Below are 16357 nucleotides of genomic sequence, written 5' to 3'. Positions count from 1 at the left end.
TAAGGCTCAAGAATAGCGCAGCGCCTGCCGGATTCGAAATGACGGCAGGGGCCGGGGGCAAGAAATACCGACCCAAACCACCGCTTTTCTGTCGATCGATCACGAACGCCTTGCGTAGACTCACGATGATGACATGACGCCGACATTATCGGCGCACCGGAACATTGATCATTCTCGAGAGGCCACGTCATGCGTTGTATCGCCACCGCTGTAATTACGGGAACCCTGCTGCTGACCGCCAGCGCTGCTGCCACGGCCGCCGATCGCTGGTCGGTCGCCGGTAGTGCCGGCACGACCGGGCTGGGCGCCAACGTCAGCTGGCGCTTTCATGACCATTTTGCCCTGACAGCGGGTTACAGCGGCTATAACTATGATGATCTGGATCAATCCGTTAATGACGTTGATTACGAAGGCGAGGTCGATATCAACGTTTATAGCCTGAAACTGGATGTTTATCCGTGGGTCAACAGCGGCTTTTTCCTGTCAGCCGGTGCGGTGCGGCCGGATATTCGAATCAACGCCATCGGTCGTGCTTCAGTAGACTTTCAGGGAGACGATTTTGCTGTGCCTCGCGATTTCGGGTATCTGGATGGCAAGGCCAAGCTTTCCGATGGCGTCGAACCCTATCTGGGGCTCGGCTGGCGCAACAGCTCAAAGCAGGGCCTCGGATTCTATGCCGAAGCTGGCGCATTCTTGATCGACCCCTCCGTATCAGTAAATGCCAAAGGTCCGATTACCAATTCTCCTTTTGCAGCCGAAGCTCGTGCTTATGCTGCCGATGCCGAAAGTGATGCCAAGGATGAGTTGAACAAGTACAACGTCTACCCGGTTGCCGTCATCGGTATCGAATACACCTTTTAATGTCGATTGTCTCGTGAACCTTGCCCCGCTCTGCGGGGCTTTTTTTGGCGGGCACTACCGTCTCGCGCTACCGCCGGGCCGATCAATTCTCAAGCGGCTCCGCGCCCGGTCGATAAATACCCCGGACCCATCGAGACGTTCGGCCGGCAGCCCGAACGATGCGACGACGTTCAGCCGGGCCATGGCGTTACCTTTGCGGCAATGGTGCATGATTCGATGACTGCCCGCCGATGTCGCACCGGGGGATCCACCATGCACGACGATGTCACCGAAGCGGATCAGTCACTGGAGGGGGAGGGATGGCTGGGGCGGGTCATTATACCGCCCGGGCAGAGACGAGCGTTTGCCGAGGCAACGCAGCCGATGCGTCGTCGTGCCCTCCTGCTCTCCCTGATCATCGGGCTGGGGTTTTATCTGGCCTTTGCAGCAGGAGACTGGTTTAACGCGCCCGACCGGGTCTGGCTGGCCCTGGCCTTTCGCTTTGGTCTCATGCTCCCCGTGGGGCTGGCCGTACTCTACTGGCTGCGCCGGACCCGTCGTTCGCTGCTGTGTCAGCAGAGCGTGACCTGCGGCTTTCATCTGCTCGCCGTGGTCCTTCTGGCGGTGCTGATCGCCTGCTCCGATGCCGTCAATGCGCTGGGGTTCGTGTTCGCCAACTATGCCGTGTTGATGGCGATGGTGATCTGCATGGCGCTGCCCCTGTCCGTGGTGGTGGTGCTGGCCGTCATCGTGGTCGTGGTTCAGGCCGTGGCGATCGCCCTCGGGCCTCTTCGGCTACCGGTACTGCAGCTGCACAATCTCATGATCGCCATCGTGATCATCGGGCCGGCCCTGTTTGCCAACCGGACGCTGGAAAACGAGCGCCGCCGGCATTTCCTGCTCCTCGAGCGCGAGGCATCCCGCAAGCGCCAGCTGGCCGAGCAGCGCGACATGCTCAGCCGTCTGGCGGCGCTGGACCCCCTGACCGATATCGCCAACCGACGCGGGTTTCATGCCGCACTGACCGGCGATCTCGAGCGGGTCGGCCCGGAGGCCCCGGTGGCGGTCGCCATGATCGATATCGATCATTTCAAGTCCTATAACGATTATTACGGTCACGGCGCCGGTGATGACGCCCTCCGACGAGTGGCGCGCGCGCTGGCCGACGCCGCCCGGCCACCGGGGCGTGCCGGGCGCCTCGGCGGAGAGGAGTTTGCCGTGTTTGCAGCCGGCATCCCAGGCGATGAGCTTGAACTCTATGCCGAGCGTCTGCGCGGCAACGTGCAGCGTCTGGCGTTGGTGCATCGCCACAGCAGTACGGCCGGTGTAGTGACCGTCAGTATCGGCGTGGCGCTGGGGCAGGCGGCCGACGGTGACACCACGGCGCTTTTCGAGGCCGCCGACGCTGCGCTCTATCGCGCCAAGGCGGCCGGGCGCAACCGGGTGGTGATTCATGATCTGACCCGACCGAAGGCCGACGCCTGTCGCACCGGCTGACACTGCCTGCCAGGAGACTCTGGTGGCCCCCATGATGAATATCGCCGGCCTGCCTGACAGCACCGCAAGGTTGCGCCAGGCTCTCGGGTATCGTTGTTATCCACGAACCCATCGGAGCATCACATGGCACAGGGAAAGGTGCGCTACGCCGTCCTCGGCGGCGGTGAAATTTCACAGGGCGCGTTCATGCCGGGCATCGCGGCCAGCGACAATTCGGAGATGACCGCGCTGGTGACCGGCGACCCCAAAAAGGCCGAGGCGCTGGGCAGGCGCTATAACCTGAAGGTCTACGGCTACGACGACTACGAGACGCTTTTGAATTCCGGCGAGATCGATGCCGTCTATGTGGCCACGCCCAACTTTCGCCATCGTCAGGACACCGTGCCGGCGCTGGAAGCGGGCATTCACGTACTGCTGGAAAAGCCGATGGCGACCAGCGTTGCGGACTGCGAGGCGATGATCGAGGCCGCCGAGCGAGGCAACGCGAAGCTGATGATCGCCTATCGTCTGCACCACGAGCCGGGCACGCTGGAGATGATTCAGCACATGCGCCAGGGCGCCATCGGCGCGCCGCGCACGTTTTCCTCTCAGCTCACCCAGGACCTCAACCCGAAAAACCACCGCGCCCTGCACGGCTACTGGGCCGGGCCGGTGCCCGACATGGGCACCTATCCGATCAACGCGGTGCGTCATCTGTTCGGGGCCGAGCCGATCGAGGTCAGCGCCATGAGCGACAACACGCCGGGGCGCGACTATACCTGTGATGACAGCGTCACCGTCAGTCTGCGCTTTGCCGAGGGGCGGCTGGCCCAGTTTTTCGTCAGCTACGCCACCAGCGGCCACAACCATCTGTCGGTCGTGGGCGAGCGCGGCGCGCTGTTCTCGCGTCCGAGCTACACGTTCGGCCCGACGGTGTTGATCGACCATGAGCTGAGCGTTGACGGCGAGACCACGGCCCATTCGCCCGGCCCGGTGGAACAGTTCGGCGGCCAGACCGACTACTTCTCCCACTGCATTCTCAATGACATCGCCCCCGAGGCCGACGGCACGGAAGGCCTGCGCGACGTTCGCATTCTCGAAGCCATCGAGCGGGCGCTGGAGACCGGTCAGCCGCAGTCGATCGAGCCGGTCGAGTACCGTGAGCGTATACAGTCGGATCAGGTGCGCCGCCTGACGCCGGTCGAGCCGCCGGAAGTGGTCAGCGTCGAGACCATCAGCGGTGACTGAGTCATCCCGGTCGCCTGTGTGATCGCAAAAGGGCCGCCCGGCAAGGGCGGCCCTTTTTCATGCTGGCCTGTCACAACAGGACGGCGGGCGGGGTCAAAAGAGCATGAGCATGGGTTTGATGTGCGGATGACTGTCGTGCCAGTGCAGCGCCTGACGCCACTCGGCGAGGTGAAAGGACTGCACCGGCGGCAGGTCGATGTCACGCAGCAGCGCCCAGAGCGTTTCAAAGCTTGACTGCCACTCGTCGCGATCCAGCCCCTTGATATGGTCGCGCAGATGAAAGCGGCGCACGCGCGCGCTCATGTGCTGTGGGCTGATCGGCACGCCCGACAGCAGCCCGTAGGTCACGAACACGCCGTTCTCGGGCATGTGGGTCAGCAGTCGGTCGGCCAGCCGTCCGCCGGTGGCATCAAACGCTCGCTCGGCGCGCGCCGCCGCGGCATCGATGGCGGCGTGATCGTCCTGATCCAGCACGTGGACACCCATGGCGCTCAGCGCCTCAAAGTGATGCGTACTGCGACAGATGCCGGTCACCGAGCGCGCGCCACAGCACAGCGCCCACTGCGCCAGCAGTCGCGCGCAGTTCGACCCCGCCGCGGTCAGGAGCACATCGCACCCCTCGACCGGCCAGCGCTGCAGCATGGCCATGGCGGTCATCGGATTGATCCAGGCCCGCGCCGCCACGTGATCGGGGATGTCATCGGGCACCGGCACGACCAGATGCGGGTCGCAGTCCAGCGTCTGCTGCCAGGTGCCGGGGCCGCGCAGCGGCAGCACCCGCCGCCCCTCGAGGGCGCGCCACGGCCCATGCGCCTGAGTGACCACACCGACGCCTTCATGGCCGGCCACCAGCGGCGGTGTGATCCGATGGCGATAGACGCCGGCAATCGGGATCAGATCCGACGGGTTGATGGGCGCACAGGTCATGCGCACGCGCAGCTGCTCCTGCGCCAGCGGCCCATCGGGCTGGGGCTCCAGGTGCAGCACCTCCAGCGGTGAGCCAAAGCGGTGATAGCGCAGTGCCGGGGCTGGCATGTCGAGCGGCAGGTCGGCGTGGGCGGTGGCAGCGGTCATGTCGGGTCTTCTCCTTTCGAATTGTTGTGGTTAAAACAGATCGATCTGCTGGTGCGGCGGCGCAAATCGGGTGATATCGAGACGCTCTTCCTCGCGGCGTCGATTGAGCCCGAGCCGGCGAATGGTCAGGCGAAAGCGCTGGGCGAGCAGGTCGGCAAAGGGGCCTTCGCCGCGCAGGCGATGGCCGAAGCGGCTGTCGTGGTCGCGCCCGCCGCGTGACTGGCGAATCAGGCTCATGACGTGTTCGGCCCGGTCCGCAAAGTGCTCGCGAAGCCACTGCTCGAACAGCGGACGCACCTCATGCGGCAGGCGCAGCAGGGTATAGCCGGCGCTGGTGGCGCCGGCCTCGCGGCCGGCCTGCAGCAGTTTTTCCAGTTCCCTGTCGTTGATCATGGGGATCATCGGCGCGGTGATGATGCCGACCGGCACGCCCGCCGCACGCAGGGTACGCATCACCTTCAACCGCGCCCCGGGTGAGGCCGCCCGCGGCTCCATGATCCGCTTGAGATCAGCGTCAAGCGTGGTGAAGCTGATAAACACCCGCACCAGTCGCTGCCGGGCAAGCGCCTCGAGCAGATCGAGATCGCGCAGGATCAGGGCGCTGCGAGTGGTAATGGTGAGCGGATGGTGGTGGCGCAGCAGCACCTCGAGCAGCTGACGACTGAGCTGATACCGACGCTCGATGGGCTGGTAGGGGTCGGTATTGGCACCCAGCGTCAGGGGTTCGCAGACGTAGCCCGGGCGGGCGAGCTCTTCGGTCAGCAGCCCAGGCAGATTGGTGCGCGCGATCAGGCGCGTTTCGAAATCAAGGCCCGGGGAGAGATCCCAGTAGGCGTGCGAGGGGCGGGCAAAGCAGTAGATACAGCCATGCTCGCAGCCCCGGTAGGGGTTGAGCGAGCTGGAAAAGGGCATGTCCGGCGACTGGTTGCGCGAAATCGCCGTGCGGCTCTGCTCCGGGCGCACCGTGGTGGCGTGGCTGGCAGGCGTATCTGCCTGCCACCAGCCGTCATCGATCGCTTCGATGCGGATGCGATCGAAGCGGTGATGCAGATTACTGCTGGCGCCGCGGCCGGTAATGGGGTCACCCGACATGCTGGAATCCTCCCTGTATACTGTTTAAATATACAGTTATCGCAGGGAGAACCCAAGCCTTCGGGACTAATGCCCGGGAACCAATCCATTGGGCCGGTTCATGAGGGCAACGTCAGCGCCTTCAGATCCTTCAGCAGGTGCTCGAGACGCGCCTCGGTGAAGCTCGAAAACGAGATCAGAGCGCGCAGCGGCAGGTAGCGGCCCATGGCATCCATCAGATCGTTACCGCCGCCCTGGCCCATCAGGCTATTGAGCATGGGCAGTTCATCGGCGATGTCGGCAAGGTGATCCCGCAGTACCCGGGCGGCGCCGTCATGATCCTGCAGATCGCCCAGCAGGGTATTGCGGCCGATCGCCGGCAGCGGCGTCTCGTCACCATGCACCTCGAGGCACCGGCTCAGACGGATATCCCGCGAGGAGGCACCGACACGAAGCTCGAAGGTGCCGGTGGGCAGCCGCCAGTCGGCGCGCTCGGCGTCGTACCAGCAGAAATCCCGACGCGACAGTGTCATCTCGACCCGCGCAGTTTCTCCCGGGGCCAGCGTCACCCGATCGAAGCCGCGCAGCGCCTGCGCCGCCACCGGCACGGTCTGCGTCTGGTCGCTCAGGTAGAGCTGGACGATCTCGCTGGCCTCACGCTCGCCGCTGTTGGTGATATCGAGACTCACCGTGAGCTGGTCATCGCCGCTGAAGGTGTCGGCGGAGAGCGTCAGGTTGGCGTAGTCGAAGCGGGTGTAGCTCAGCCCGTGACCAAAGGGGAAAAGTGGCGCGACGTCCTGGGTGTCGTGGTAGCGATAGCCCACGAAGATGCCCTCGTCGTAGCGCACCACATCGCCTTCGCCGGGGAAGTTGAGATGGACCGGGTTGTCCTCCAGCCGCTGCGGGAAGGTTTCGGCCAGCTTGCCGCTCGGCGAGACCTCGCCGTAGAGCAGATCGGCCACCGCGGCGCCGACCGCCTGCCCGCCCAGATAGCCCTCCAGAATGGCGCTGACCTGCCCGGCCCAGGGCATGATGATCGGCGCGCCGTTGGCCAGCACCACCACGGTGTTGGGCTGGGCGGCGGTGACCGCCTCGATCAGGGCGAGCTGGTTGGCCGGCAGGTCCAGGTGGATGCGGTCATAGCCTTCCGACTCGTGGCGGTCGGGCAGGCCCAGGCAGAGCACGGCGACCTCGGCGCTGCGCGCACCGGCCACGGCGTCCTGTTCGAGCCCGGCATCGGGGGCGTCGCGGTCGATCTCGAAGCCCTTGCGATAGTCAAAGCTCGCGCCCCGGCTCTCGAGCGCCTCGAGCAGCGGTTCGACGCGCGTGGCGTTGACGTGCGAGCTGCCGCCGCCCTGATAGCGCGGGCGCTCGGCAAACTCGCCGATCACCGCCACGCGACGCTCGCTGGCCAGCGGCAGGGTGCCATCGTTTTGCAGCAGCACCATGCTGTCGCGGGCAATGTGCCGGGCCAGCTGATGGTGGGCCTCGGCGTCGAACCCGGCGTCTTCCAGGCGGGCATCCACCGCCTTGAAGAAGATATTCAGCAGCCGCGCCACGGCCTGATCCAGCACCGCCTCATCGAGATGACCCTCGCGCACCGCGGCCACAATCTGCGCGTCGCGCTCGCCGCCGGAGGCCGGCATCTCGAGCTCCATGCCGGCGGCCAGCCCCGGCACGCGCTCGTTGACCGCGGCCCAGTCGGAGACCACAAAGCCCTCGAAGCCCCACTCGTGGCGCAGGATATCGGTCAGCAGGCGGGGATGTTCACTGCAGTAGTCGCCGTTGACCCGGTTGTAGGCGCACATCACCGTCCAGGGCTGTGCTTCCTTTACCGCATACTCAAAGCTTGCCAGATAGATCTCGCGCAGGGTGCGCTCATCGATGCGGGCATCCACCGACATGCGGCGGTGCTCCTGGTTGTTGGCGGCGAAGTGCTTGAGCGAGCTGCCCACGCCGCGCGACTGGGTGCCGCGAATATGGGCGGCCGCCAGATGCGAGGAGAGCAGCGGGTCTTCGGAGAAGTATTCGAAGTTGCGCCCGCACAGCGGCGAGCGCTTGATGTTGGCGCCCGGGCCCAGCACCACGTGCAAGCCCTCGGCCTGGGCCTCTTCACCCAGTGCGGCACCGAGCCGTTCGAGCAGGTCCACGCTCCAGGAGCTGGCAAGCCCGGCCGCGGTCGGAAAGCAGGTGGCCGGTTTGCTCTCGTTGGCGCCCAGGTGGTCCTCCTCCTCGCCCTGGGCGCGCAGCCCGTGCGGGCCGTCGGAGAGGTTGATCGCGGGGATGCCCAGCCGCTCGACGCCCTTGGTGCGCCAGAAGCTGTCGCCCGAGCACAGGCCGGCCTTCTCCTCCAGCGTCATCTGTTCGATCAGTGTTGTCAGGTTGCGCATGTGTCTGGCTCCTTGTCGGTCGAATGGTCGGGAAACGGGGTCAGGCCGCCGTGGGCTTGGCGGTGCGAATGTCGGCCATGCGGCGATCACCCAGCGGGTAGATCAGCATCAGGATGGCGACCCCCACAGCGCCCACGGCCGGCAGGACGCTCATCATGGACTTGATCAGCACCAGCACGGTCTCGCTCTGCTCGGTATTGGGGGTATAGCCGTAGGTGCTGAAGAGCACGCCGGTCAGCAGCCCGCCAATGCTCATGCCGAACTTCTGGCTGAAGGTGACGGCGCTGGTGGTGGTGCCGGTGGCGCGGCGGCCGCTTTTGTATTCCACGTAGTCGGCGATATCGCCCACCATGGCCCACATGGTGGGCGCGATGATGCCGTTGATGAACTTGGCGGCCATGAAGGCGGCAAAATAGAAGGGCATGCCCATGTCGGCGGCCACGAAAAAGCTCGCCAGCGCGACGCCGTAGGCCAGATTGGCGCCGATCATGACGCGGCGCTTGCAGAAGCGGCGCATGAACAGCTGATTGAAGATGACCCCCACCACCATGCTGGCGTAGCCCATGGCCAGAAACAGCGACACCGAGGACTCCTCGCCGACGTAGTACTTGAAGAAATAGATGGCCGACGAATCCGGCATCAGCATCAGGGTGAAGATCAGAATGCTGGTCGCGAACATGATCCAGAACGGGCGCGCCCGGGCGATGTGCGTGAAGCTTTTCAACGGGTTGCTGGCGCTGTCGCCCTCTACATAGCGCTCGCGCACGCCCCGGAAGGTGACCAGAAAGACGACAAAGGTGATGGCGCCATAAAGGGCATAGGTCAGCGAAAAGCCGCGCTGCTCGTCACCGCCGCCCAGCCATTCCACCAGCGGCAGCGTGGCGTAGCTGATCAGCACAAAGGCGATATAGGAGAGCAGCATGCGGTAGTTGGTCAGCTGGCGGCGCTCGTCATTGTCGGTGGTCATCGACACCGGCAGCGCCGAGTAGGGAATGTTGACCAGGGTATAAAGCCCCATCAGCGCGATGTAGGTCACGAAGGCGTAGATGATGCGGCCGGTCTCGCCGAGCGCCGGTGTGGTGAAGGTCAGCGCCAGTATCACCCCGAGCGGCAACGAGAAAAAGAGCAGATAGGGACGCAGGCGACCGAAGCGGGTACGGGTGCGATCGGCCAGCAGCCCCACGGCCGGGTCGGTGACGGCGTCCCACAGTCGGGTGACCAGAAACAGCGTGCCGACCAGTGCCGGGCTGATGCCGAACACGTCGGTGTAGAAGTACATCAGATACAGCGACAGCGAGGCCCAGGTGAAGGCGCTGGCAAAGTCGCCCAGTCCATAGCTCAGCTTCTCCGGCACTCCCAGCATCGACCTGTCCTCGTCCGTTAGTGTTCATGAAACCGGTTTCATGGTGGTCTTTCAGGTCGGGATGAACTATGCGACCTTGGCAGCAAATGCTGTATGAGCACTACTCGATAATGAAAGGGGGCAAGGCGCGAGCGAGGCGGGCTTGTCGTGACGCGCGGCATCTGGTCAAGTGGCGGGATCATCAAGAGGAAGCCGTCATGCCCACCATTCGTGAGGTCGCCGCCCGCGCCGGCGTCTCTCCCGCCACCGTGTCCCGCGTCATGAAGGGGGAAGTGCGGGTCAATGCTGAAACAAGAAGTCGCGTCGAAGCCGCCATCGAAGCCCTGGGCTACGCGCCCAACGCCTTTGCGCGCTCGCTGGCCTCCAACCGGCTGAATGGTGTGGGGCTTGTCATTTCGCATCTGGCCGGGCCCTTCATGGGACGGGTCATGATGACCCTGGAAGCGGCGCTGCGGCGTGCCAATGTCTCCCTGCTGGTCGCCAGTGGCGGCGGTGAGGCCGGTCGTGAACAGGAGGCCGTGGACTTTCTGCTGGGACGGCGCTGCGATGGGCTGATCGTGCACGCCAATGCGCTCTCCAATGAAACGCTTGCCGGGCTGGCGGCCACCACACCGCTGGTGGTGTTCAATCGGCAGGTGCCACAGATCGCCGACCACTGTATCCATCTGGACAACGAGTACGGCGGCTATCTGGCCACGCGCCACCTGCTGGACCAGGGGCATCGGCGCATTGCCTGCCTGACCGGGCCGCTGCGCCTGCAGGACGCGGCCGGACGACTGGCCGGCTATCGACGGGCCCTGAGCGAGCAGGGCATCGAGGTGGATGATCGCGCCATTGTCGAGGGCGATTTCACCGAGGGCAGCGGCGAGCAGGGCATGGCGACCCTGCTGGCGCGCCGGGTACCCATGACCGCGGTAGTGGCCGGCAATGATGACATGGCACTGGGCGCCATGGCGGCGCTGCGTGCCCGGGGATGCTTGATGCCGCAGACCGTCTCGCTGATCGGCTACGACGATGAAGCCTGCTCGCGCCATGTAACGCCGGCGCTCACGACCGTTCATGCGCCGCTGGAAGAGATGGCCGAGGCCGCGGCACAGCGGCTTCTGGCGCTGATCGAGGGGCGCACGCCGACCCCCGCGAGCGCCTTTATGCCGACGCTGATCGAGCGGGCGTCGGTGACCGCCCCCGGGGGCTGACTACTCCTGTTGCGATGCCCGGGTCGGTTCACCACCGGCCGCGCCGGCGCTGACCGCCGCCCGCTTGCGCCAGCGCAGATTGATGATCGCGATCCCGCCGACCACCAGCGCCCCGCCCACGAGCTTGCTCAGGGCCATGCTGTCGCCGAGGATCACGATCCCCAGCATGACGGCAAAGACCGGGGTCAGCAGCGACCAGGGCACCAGCCGCGCCACCGAGTGCTTGCGCAGCAGCGTATACCAGGCGCCGTACGCCAGAATCGAGGACATCACCGCGCTGTAGATCACCGCCCCCCAGCCGCGCCAGCCGGCCGTGGCCATCGCCTGCCACTGCTGCTGCTCGAACAGCAGCGAGCCGATGCCGACCAGCGGGATGGCAAACAGCGACAGCCAGCCCGCCATGGTCAGCGGCGCGATCTTTGGCGCCACCTTGACGATGAGGTTGGTAATCGCCCAGCCCAGCGCGCTCAACAGCAGCAGGGTCAGCGCCAGCGGCCCCGGCAGGGTCGGTCCGCCGGCCAGTACCACCACACCCGCCAGTGACAGCAACAGCCCCACCGTGCGGTTGAGCGTCAGACGCTCCTTGAGAAAGATCGCCGCCAGAAGGGTGGCAAAGGGCGTGCCCAGCTGGACCAGCAGTGCTCCGGTACCCACCTCGGTATAGTTGAGCCCGATGAACAAAAAGCCGAAGTGCATCAGCCCGAAGGTGCCCGCCAGCGCCATCAGCCAGGGCAGCTGCACGCGGGTAATGCGGGTAAAGGGCACGATCAGAAGGGCCACCAGCATAAAGCGCAGGGTCGTGATCAGAAGTGGCGGCATCTCCTCCAGGCCCAGCTTGATCATGATCGTGTTGAAGGCCCAGACCAGAATGATGCCCAGGACCAGGGCGGTGTCGCGAAGTGGCACGGTGTCTCCAGCGCAGAGTGGAAGGTCTGTCGGCAGGGCCGGACAGAAAGTGTTGGTCTCATGACAGGGGATCGTGCCGCCGGCAGCGCACGAACGGCTGGCGACACCTCTCCTGTTGTATTTACTGACCGGCGTCGAGGCGTTCGAAGCGCAGCCCCTGGGCGCTGCGTTCGGGGAAGCCTGTCCACCAGGTATCGCCGGCCTTCAGGGTACCATCCTCGTGACGGCGCCGGACGCCGTCATGGGCATCGGGGACCAGATCAAGATAGGGCATGGCACGCTCGTCGTCCTTGAGGTATCGGTCCAGCCAGGCGGTAATGAAGTGGCTCGAGACATTGTTCATCCGCACGTTGTCCCAGACAAAGTCCAGATAATGCATGGCCAGATTAAAGCCCGCGTCGGGATCGTCGCGATACGCCTCCTCGGGCGGCGGCATGACCACGCCGACATTGTGATTGGCATTGATAAAGGTCAGCAGGGCACGATCGACCGAGGTGCTGGCCTGCCAGGTCGCTCGTACGCCATCGTCGTAGCCCACCACATCGTCGCGGGAGCCGGCGATATAGAGCGTCGGTACGCGGACACCTTCGAGCGTGGCATCGTCGAAAAAGCCGTCGCGATAGCCCCAGGGCGCAATGGCCACCGTGGCCTTCAGTCGTGGATCGAACTGCTGTGCAAGGGCTTCGCTGCCGCTGCGGTACGGCGCGAGCGTGCCGGGCGGCGCCGAGAAGGTGTCATCCCCGGTATTCATGGCCGCCTCGGTCAGTCCGCCACCGGCCGAGATTATCGCCCCGTAGCCGCCCATCGAGTAACCGATGATCGCGGCGCTATCGGGTTTGACCAGATGATGCAGGAAGGTGTCGGGCTGCTGCGCCATCGCCATGAGCTGATCCAGGGTGAACAGTTGATCACGGGAGCGATGTACCAGCGCCGAGGGGAAGGAGGTCAGCGTGCTGTAGGTCGTGTCGGTGTGGTCGATGGCGGCAACCACATAGCCTCTGGAAGCAAGTTTCTCGGTCACGGGCGACATCAGAAAGCGATTGCTCGGATAGCCGTGTGACACGATCACCAGCGGAAAGGCGTTATCGGTGCGTAGCGGCTCGGCGTCCCGGATACCCCGGCCTGTCAGCGTGGCGGTCGTTTTGCCATCGCGGACAAGAACTTCAAGCTCATGAGAGCCGCTGGCATCGGCCGCTGCGGGATACCAGATTTCGACCGGCAGGCGGCGATCGGTGCGCGGTATCGGGGCCGGGTCGGTGGCATTATCCTCATCCCCGGTCAGGTCAAGCTGCTGACGGTGCGTCAGTGTCAGGGTTCGTACGCCGACCGCGTACTGACCGTAGTCAGCCAGTTCGGGGGCATCGGGTCGGACGGTATCGATACGGTTGTCGGCCGCGGCGAGGGCAGGGGCGCTCAGCGCCAGCAGGGCCAGCCACAGTGATTTCATGACGAAAACTCCTGGTGATGACGATAAATGGCGGTTACCGCAAGCGGCTCTCGTGGTATCACGCTTACCCGGAGGGTACTACAGGTTACCCAATGGACTGCCGGACGTCGGCGGGGCTCTGGTGGGATAGTATGCTCGTGCCGCAACGCTGGAGCCGGCTGAAAAGGCATGGCGTGCGGCTGGGAAATCATTAAGCTTGGCAACCGTATATTTCCGGAGGAGCAGACAATGCGTCAGTGGCAGGTCGTGGCAGGTGCTGTATTGATGATGGGGCTGGTCGGTTGTGAAAGCATCCAGAAGGTGGCGGACAACTTCCCCGGCATGTCCAGCGAGGGCACGGTGGACAGCGCGCCGGCCGAGACGACCGTCAAGCGTCAGGTGCCCTTCCCGGCCGAGACCTACGCCGCACTCCCGAAAACCGGCACGGCGACCGTCAAGGGGCGACTGGCCTATCAGCTGACCTCGGGGCAGACCGTCTACGGCGATCACGAGAAGGTCTCGATTGCGCCGGCCACCGAGTACTCGGCGGAAGCCGCCGACAGGGCGCTGGCCGGTCAGCGCGTCGAGCCCGCCGACCCGCGGGCGCAGGCCTACACCCACATGGTCACCACCGACGGCAACGGCTACTTCACCGCCACCGGCATTCCGGCCGGCACCTTCTATGTCGCCGGCACCGTGGCGCTGCCCGAGGGTCGCGGGCGCAGCCCGTTCATTCTCAAGCAGGTGCGGGTGAAGGAGGGCGGCTCGGTCGATGTGGATCTGAGCCGCTAGGCGCTTTCTAAACCGCATAAAAAACCGGCGCCCTGGGGCGCCGGTTTCATGAGGCTCTGTCATGGCTGACAGCCATCCATCAACGTATCAGCTCTTTTTGGAGAGCGTGGCGAGCGCGTCGTTGAGGATGCTGCTCGGACGCATGGCCTGGCCGGCCAGTTCGATGTCCGGGTGATAGTAGCCCTTGATCTCGACGGGCTTGCCCTGCACGCCGTTGAGCTCATCGACGATCGCCTGCTCGTTGCTGCTGAGCGTCTCGTAGAGCTCGCCGAAGAGCTTTTGGAGCTCGGCGTCGTCATTCTGCTCGGAGAGCGCCTTCGCCCAGTAGAGCGCCAGATAGAAGTGGCTGCCGCGGTTGTCCAGCTCGCCGGTCTTGCGCTTGGGCGACTTGTCGCTGTCGAGGAACTCGCCGTTGGCGCGATCCAGTGCGTTGGCCAGTACGATGGCGCGCTGGTTATCAAACGTCTTGCCCAGGTGCTCGAGCGAGGCGGCGAGTGCCAGGAATTCACCCAGCGAGTCCCAGCGCAGGTGGTTCTCCTCGATGAGCTGCTGCACGTGCTTGGGCGCGCTGCCGCCGGCGCCGGTCTCGAACAGGCCGCCGCCGTTCATCAGCGGCACGATCGAAAGCATCTTGGCGCTGGTGCCCAGCTCCATGATCGGGAACAGATCGGTGAGGTAGTCGCGCAGCACGTTCCCGGTCACCGAGATGGTGTCCTCGCCGCGGCGCGTGCGCTCCAGCGTAAAATTCATCGCCTCGACCGGCGACATGATCCGGATGTCCAGACCGCTGGTGTCGTGATCCTTCAGGTACTGCTCAACCTTTTTGATCATCTGCGCGTCGTGGGCGCGCTCGGCATCCAGCCAGAAGATGGCCGGGGTCTGGCTGTCGCGGGCGCGGGTGACGGCGAGCTTGACCCAGTCCTGAATCGGCGCGTCCTTGGTCTGGCACATGCGCCAGATGTCCTCACGCTCGACCTCGTGCTCGAACAGCACCTTGCCGCTGTCGTCAGTGACGCGCACGGTGCCGTCGGCCGGAATCTGGAAGGTCTTGTCGTGAGAGCCGTACTCTTCGGCCTTCTGCGCCATCAGGCCGACGTTGGGCACGCTGCCCATGGTGGTCGGGTCGAAGGCGCCGTTTTTCTGGCAGTCCTCGATGGTGGCCTGATAGATGCCGGCGTAGCTGCGATCCGGAATCACGGCCTTGGCGTCGTGACGGTCATCGTCGGCGCCCCACATCTTGCCGGAGTCGCGGATCATGGCCGGCATGGAGGCGTCGATGATGACATCACTGGGGACGTGCAGGTTGGTGATGCCCTTGCCGGAATCGACCATCGCCAGCGACGGGCGGTCCTTGTAGAGCGCCTCGATGTCGGATTTGATCTCGTCCTGCTTGTCCGTGGGCAGCGACGACAGCGCCGAATAGAGATCGCCCACGCCGCTGTTGGGGCTAAAGCCTGCCTGCTGGAGCAATTCGCCGTGCTTTTCCAGCACGTCGCGATAGAACTCGTCGACCACGATGCCGAACATGATCGGGTCGGAGACCTTCATCATGGTGGCCTTCAGGTGCAGCGAGAACAAAACGCCCTGCTTTCTGGCGTCCTTGATTTCGCTGGCGATGAAGCGGCGCAGGCGGCGGGCGCTCATGCTGGCGCCATCGACCACTTCACCCTCGGTGACCGCCACTTTCTCCTTGAGCACGGTCGTGTTGCCGTCCTTCTGGACCAGCTCGATGGTCAGGTTGCCGGCCTTGTCGACCACGGCGGATTGTTCACTGCCGTAGAAGTCGCCCTCGCTCATGTGCGAGACATGGGACTTCGAGTCGGACGACCACGCCCCCATGCGGTGCGGATACTTCTTTGCGTAGTTCTTGACCGACTTCGGTGCACGGCGATCGGAGTTGCCCTCGCGCAGGACCGGGTTGACCGCACTGCCCTTGACGCGATCAAAGCGGGCGCGAACGTCCTTTTGTTCATCGCTTTCAGGCGATTCGGGATAGTCGGGGATGGCGTAGCCCTGATCCTGAAGTTCCTTGATCGCGGCCTTGAGCTGCGGCACGGAGGCGCTGATGTTGGGCAGCTTGATGATGTTGGCTTCCGGCGTTTTGGCCAGATCGCCCAGCTCGGCCAGATGATCATTCAGCTTCTGATCATCCTTCAGGTAGTCGGGGAACTGCGCCAGGATGCGCCCGGCCAGCGAGATATCGCGGGTTTCGACGATGATACCGGCCGAATCGGTAAAGGCATCAACGATGGGGAGCAGCGAATGGGTGGCCAGCGCAGGTGCTTCGTCGGTGAGGGTGTAGATGATTTTCGGCGTATTGGACATCCTGATATAAACCTCTCTTGTCACTGCGATTGCATGGTGTACATGACGGTGGCATGAAGCTGGCGCGGTACGCAGCGGTCGTGCAAGGGCAGTTCAGTGTCTGTCTTCGCACCCACTCGCCCGACGATGTGTCCTGCCTGCGAAGCGCCCGGCCCCCGTACGACGATGGCGGAGGAACGCGCATGGGCCAGCGATCCGACCACGGCGAGTATAACAGCGCACCCTGACGGGTGCATGAGCAGCGCGCGAG

At 64.5% G+C, this 16357-nt stretch carries 12 protein-coding genes; 5 read left to right on the top strand and 7 right to left on the bottom strand.

Annotated elements, in window-relative coordinates:
- The first annotated feature begins 189 nt into the window (after positions 1-189).
- From M1D97_RS14990 to M1D97_RS14980, 3 genes are all read left to right on the top strand, one after another.
- Complete coding sequence (locus tag M1D97_RS14990; protein WP_456268501.1) at positions 190-861, top strand: hypothetical protein; 672 nt, start codon at positions 190-192, stop codon at positions 859-861.
- Positions 862-1113: 252 nt separating this feature from the next.
- The gene (locus M1D97_RS14985; protein WP_456268500.1) at positions 1114-2337 is read left to right on the top strand and encodes a diguanylate cyclase domain-containing protein; all 1224 of its coding nucleotides are present in this window, start codon (positions 1114-1116) and stop codon (positions 2335-2337) included.
- A gap of 123 nt (positions 2338-2460) precedes the next feature.
- Positions 2461-3564 carry a Gfo/Idh/MocA family protein gene (locus tag M1D97_RS14980; RefSeq protein ID WP_456268499.1) on the top strand — a complete coding sequence of 368 codons (1104 nt, stop codon included), beginning with the start codon at positions 2461-2463 and terminating at the stop codon, positions 3562-3564.
- A gap of 93 nt (positions 3565-3657) precedes the next feature.
- Here the strand turns inward: M1D97_RS14980 and M1D97_RS14975 are convergent, their stop codons facing one another.
- From M1D97_RS14975 to M1D97_RS14960, 4 genes are all read right to left on the bottom strand, one after another.
- Positions 3658-4638, bottom strand: coding sequence for a zinc-dependent alcohol dehydrogenase family protein (locus M1D97_RS14975; RefSeq protein ID WP_456268498.1), 981 nt, complete (start codon positions 4636-4638; stop codon positions 3658-3660).
- Between the two features lie 30 nt (positions 4639-4668).
- Positions 4669-5730, bottom strand: a complete 1062-nt coding sequence (locus tag M1D97_RS14970) for a PA0069 family radical SAM protein (protein ID WP_456268497.1) — start codon at positions 5728-5730, stop codon at positions 4669-4671.
- 98 nt (positions 5731-5828) lie between these two features.
- A complete protein-coding gene (locus tag M1D97_RS14965) occupies positions 5829-8099 on the bottom strand; it encodes a glycoside hydrolase family 3 C-terminal domain-containing protein (protein WP_456268496.1) in 2271 nt (756 codons plus the stop codon).
- Between the two features lie 40 nt (positions 8100-8139).
- Positions 8140-9462 (bottom strand): MFS transporter, encoded by a 1323-nt coding sequence (locus tag M1D97_RS14960; protein WP_456268495.1) that lies wholly within the window; start codon positions 9460-9462, stop codon positions 8140-8142.
- 197 nt (positions 9463-9659) lie between these two features.
- On the opposite strand from M1D97_RS14960, the gene M1D97_RS14955 reads away from it, so the two are divergent.
- Positions 9660-10658 (top strand): LacI family DNA-binding transcriptional regulator, encoded by a 999-nt coding sequence (locus M1D97_RS14955; RefSeq protein ID WP_456268494.1) that lies wholly within the window; start codon positions 9660-9662, stop codon positions 10656-10658.
- Here M1D97_RS14955 and M1D97_RS14950 read toward each other — a convergent pair whose 3' ends face one another.
- Together M1D97_RS14950 and M1D97_RS14945 are read right to left on the bottom strand one after the other, a co-directional pair.
- A complete protein-coding gene (locus tag M1D97_RS14950; protein ID WP_456268493.1) occupies positions 10659-11564 on the bottom strand; it encodes a DMT family transporter in 906 nt (301 codons plus the stop codon).
- 121 nt (positions 11565-11685) lie between these two features.
- Complete coding sequence (locus M1D97_RS14945; protein ID WP_456268492.1) at positions 11686-13011, bottom strand: alpha/beta hydrolase family protein; 1326 nt, start codon at positions 13009-13011, stop codon at positions 11686-11688.
- Positions 13012-13239: 228 nt separating this feature from the next.
- On the opposite strand from M1D97_RS14945, the gene M1D97_RS14940 reads away from it, so the two are divergent.
- Positions 13240-13782: a carboxypeptidase-like regulatory domain-containing protein gene (locus M1D97_RS14940; RefSeq protein WP_456268491.1), complete on the top strand. Its 543-nt coding sequence runs from the start codon at positions 13240-13242 to the stop codon at positions 13780-13782.
- 87 nt (positions 13783-13869) lie between these two features.
- Here the strand turns inward: M1D97_RS14940 and M1D97_RS14935 are convergent, their stop codons facing one another.
- Positions 13870-16107 carry an NADP-dependent isocitrate dehydrogenase gene (locus M1D97_RS14935; RefSeq protein ID WP_456268490.1) on the bottom strand — a complete coding sequence of 746 codons (2238 nt, stop codon included), beginning with the start codon at positions 16105-16107 and terminating at the stop codon, positions 13870-13872.
- Positions 16108-16357: the final 250 nt, after the last annotated feature.

The sequence above is a fragment of the Kushneria sp. AK178 genome (assembly GCF_053903105.1).
Note: the sequence above shows the minus strand (reverse complement) of the source record. Positions and strands in the feature narration are given on the sequence as shown.

Bases quoted from the DNA above. Each gene is read 5' to 3' on its own strand.
- M1D97_RS14985 (WP_456268500.1), top strand. From the start codon at position 1,114: ATGCACGACGATGTCACCGAAGCGGATCAGTCACTGGAGGGGGAGGGA.
- M1D97_RS14970 (WP_456268497.1), bottom strand. From the start codon at position 5,730: ATGTCGGGTGACCCCATTACCGGCCGCGGCGCCAGCAGTAATCTGCAT.
- M1D97_RS14965 (WP_456268496.1), bottom strand. From the start codon at position 8,099: ATGCGCAACCTGACAACACTGATCGAACAGATGACGCTGGAGGAGAAG.
- M1D97_RS14960 (WP_456268495.1), bottom strand. From the start codon at position 9,462: ATGCTGGGAGTGCCGGAGAAGCTGAGCTATGGACTGGGCGACTTTGCC.
- M1D97_RS14935 (WP_456268490.1), bottom strand. From the start codon at position 16,107: ATGTCCAATACGCCGAAAATCATCTACACCCTCACCGACGAAGCACCT.
- M1D97_RS14940 (WP_456268491.1), top strand. From the start codon at position 13,240: ATGCGTCAGTGGCAGGTCGTGGCAGGTGCTGTATTGATGATGGGGCTG.
- M1D97_RS14945 (WP_456268492.1), bottom strand. From the start codon at position 13,011: ATGAAATCACTGTGGCTGGCCCTGCTGGCGCTGAGCGCCCCTGCCCTC.
- M1D97_RS14980 (WP_456268499.1), top strand. From the start codon at position 2,461: ATGGCACAGGGAAAGGTGCGCTACGCCGTCCTCGGCGGCGGTGAAATT.
- M1D97_RS14955 (WP_456268494.1), top strand. From the start codon at position 9,660: ATGCCCACCATTCGTGAGGTCGCCGCCCGCGCCGGCGTCTCTCCCGCC.
- M1D97_RS14975 (WP_456268498.1), bottom strand. From the start codon at position 4,638: ATGACCGCTGCCACCGCCCACGCCGACCTGCCGCTCGACATGCCAGCC.
- M1D97_RS14990 (WP_456268501.1), top strand. From the start codon at position 190: ATGCGTTGTATCGCCACCGCTGTAATTACGGGAACCCTGCTGCTGACC.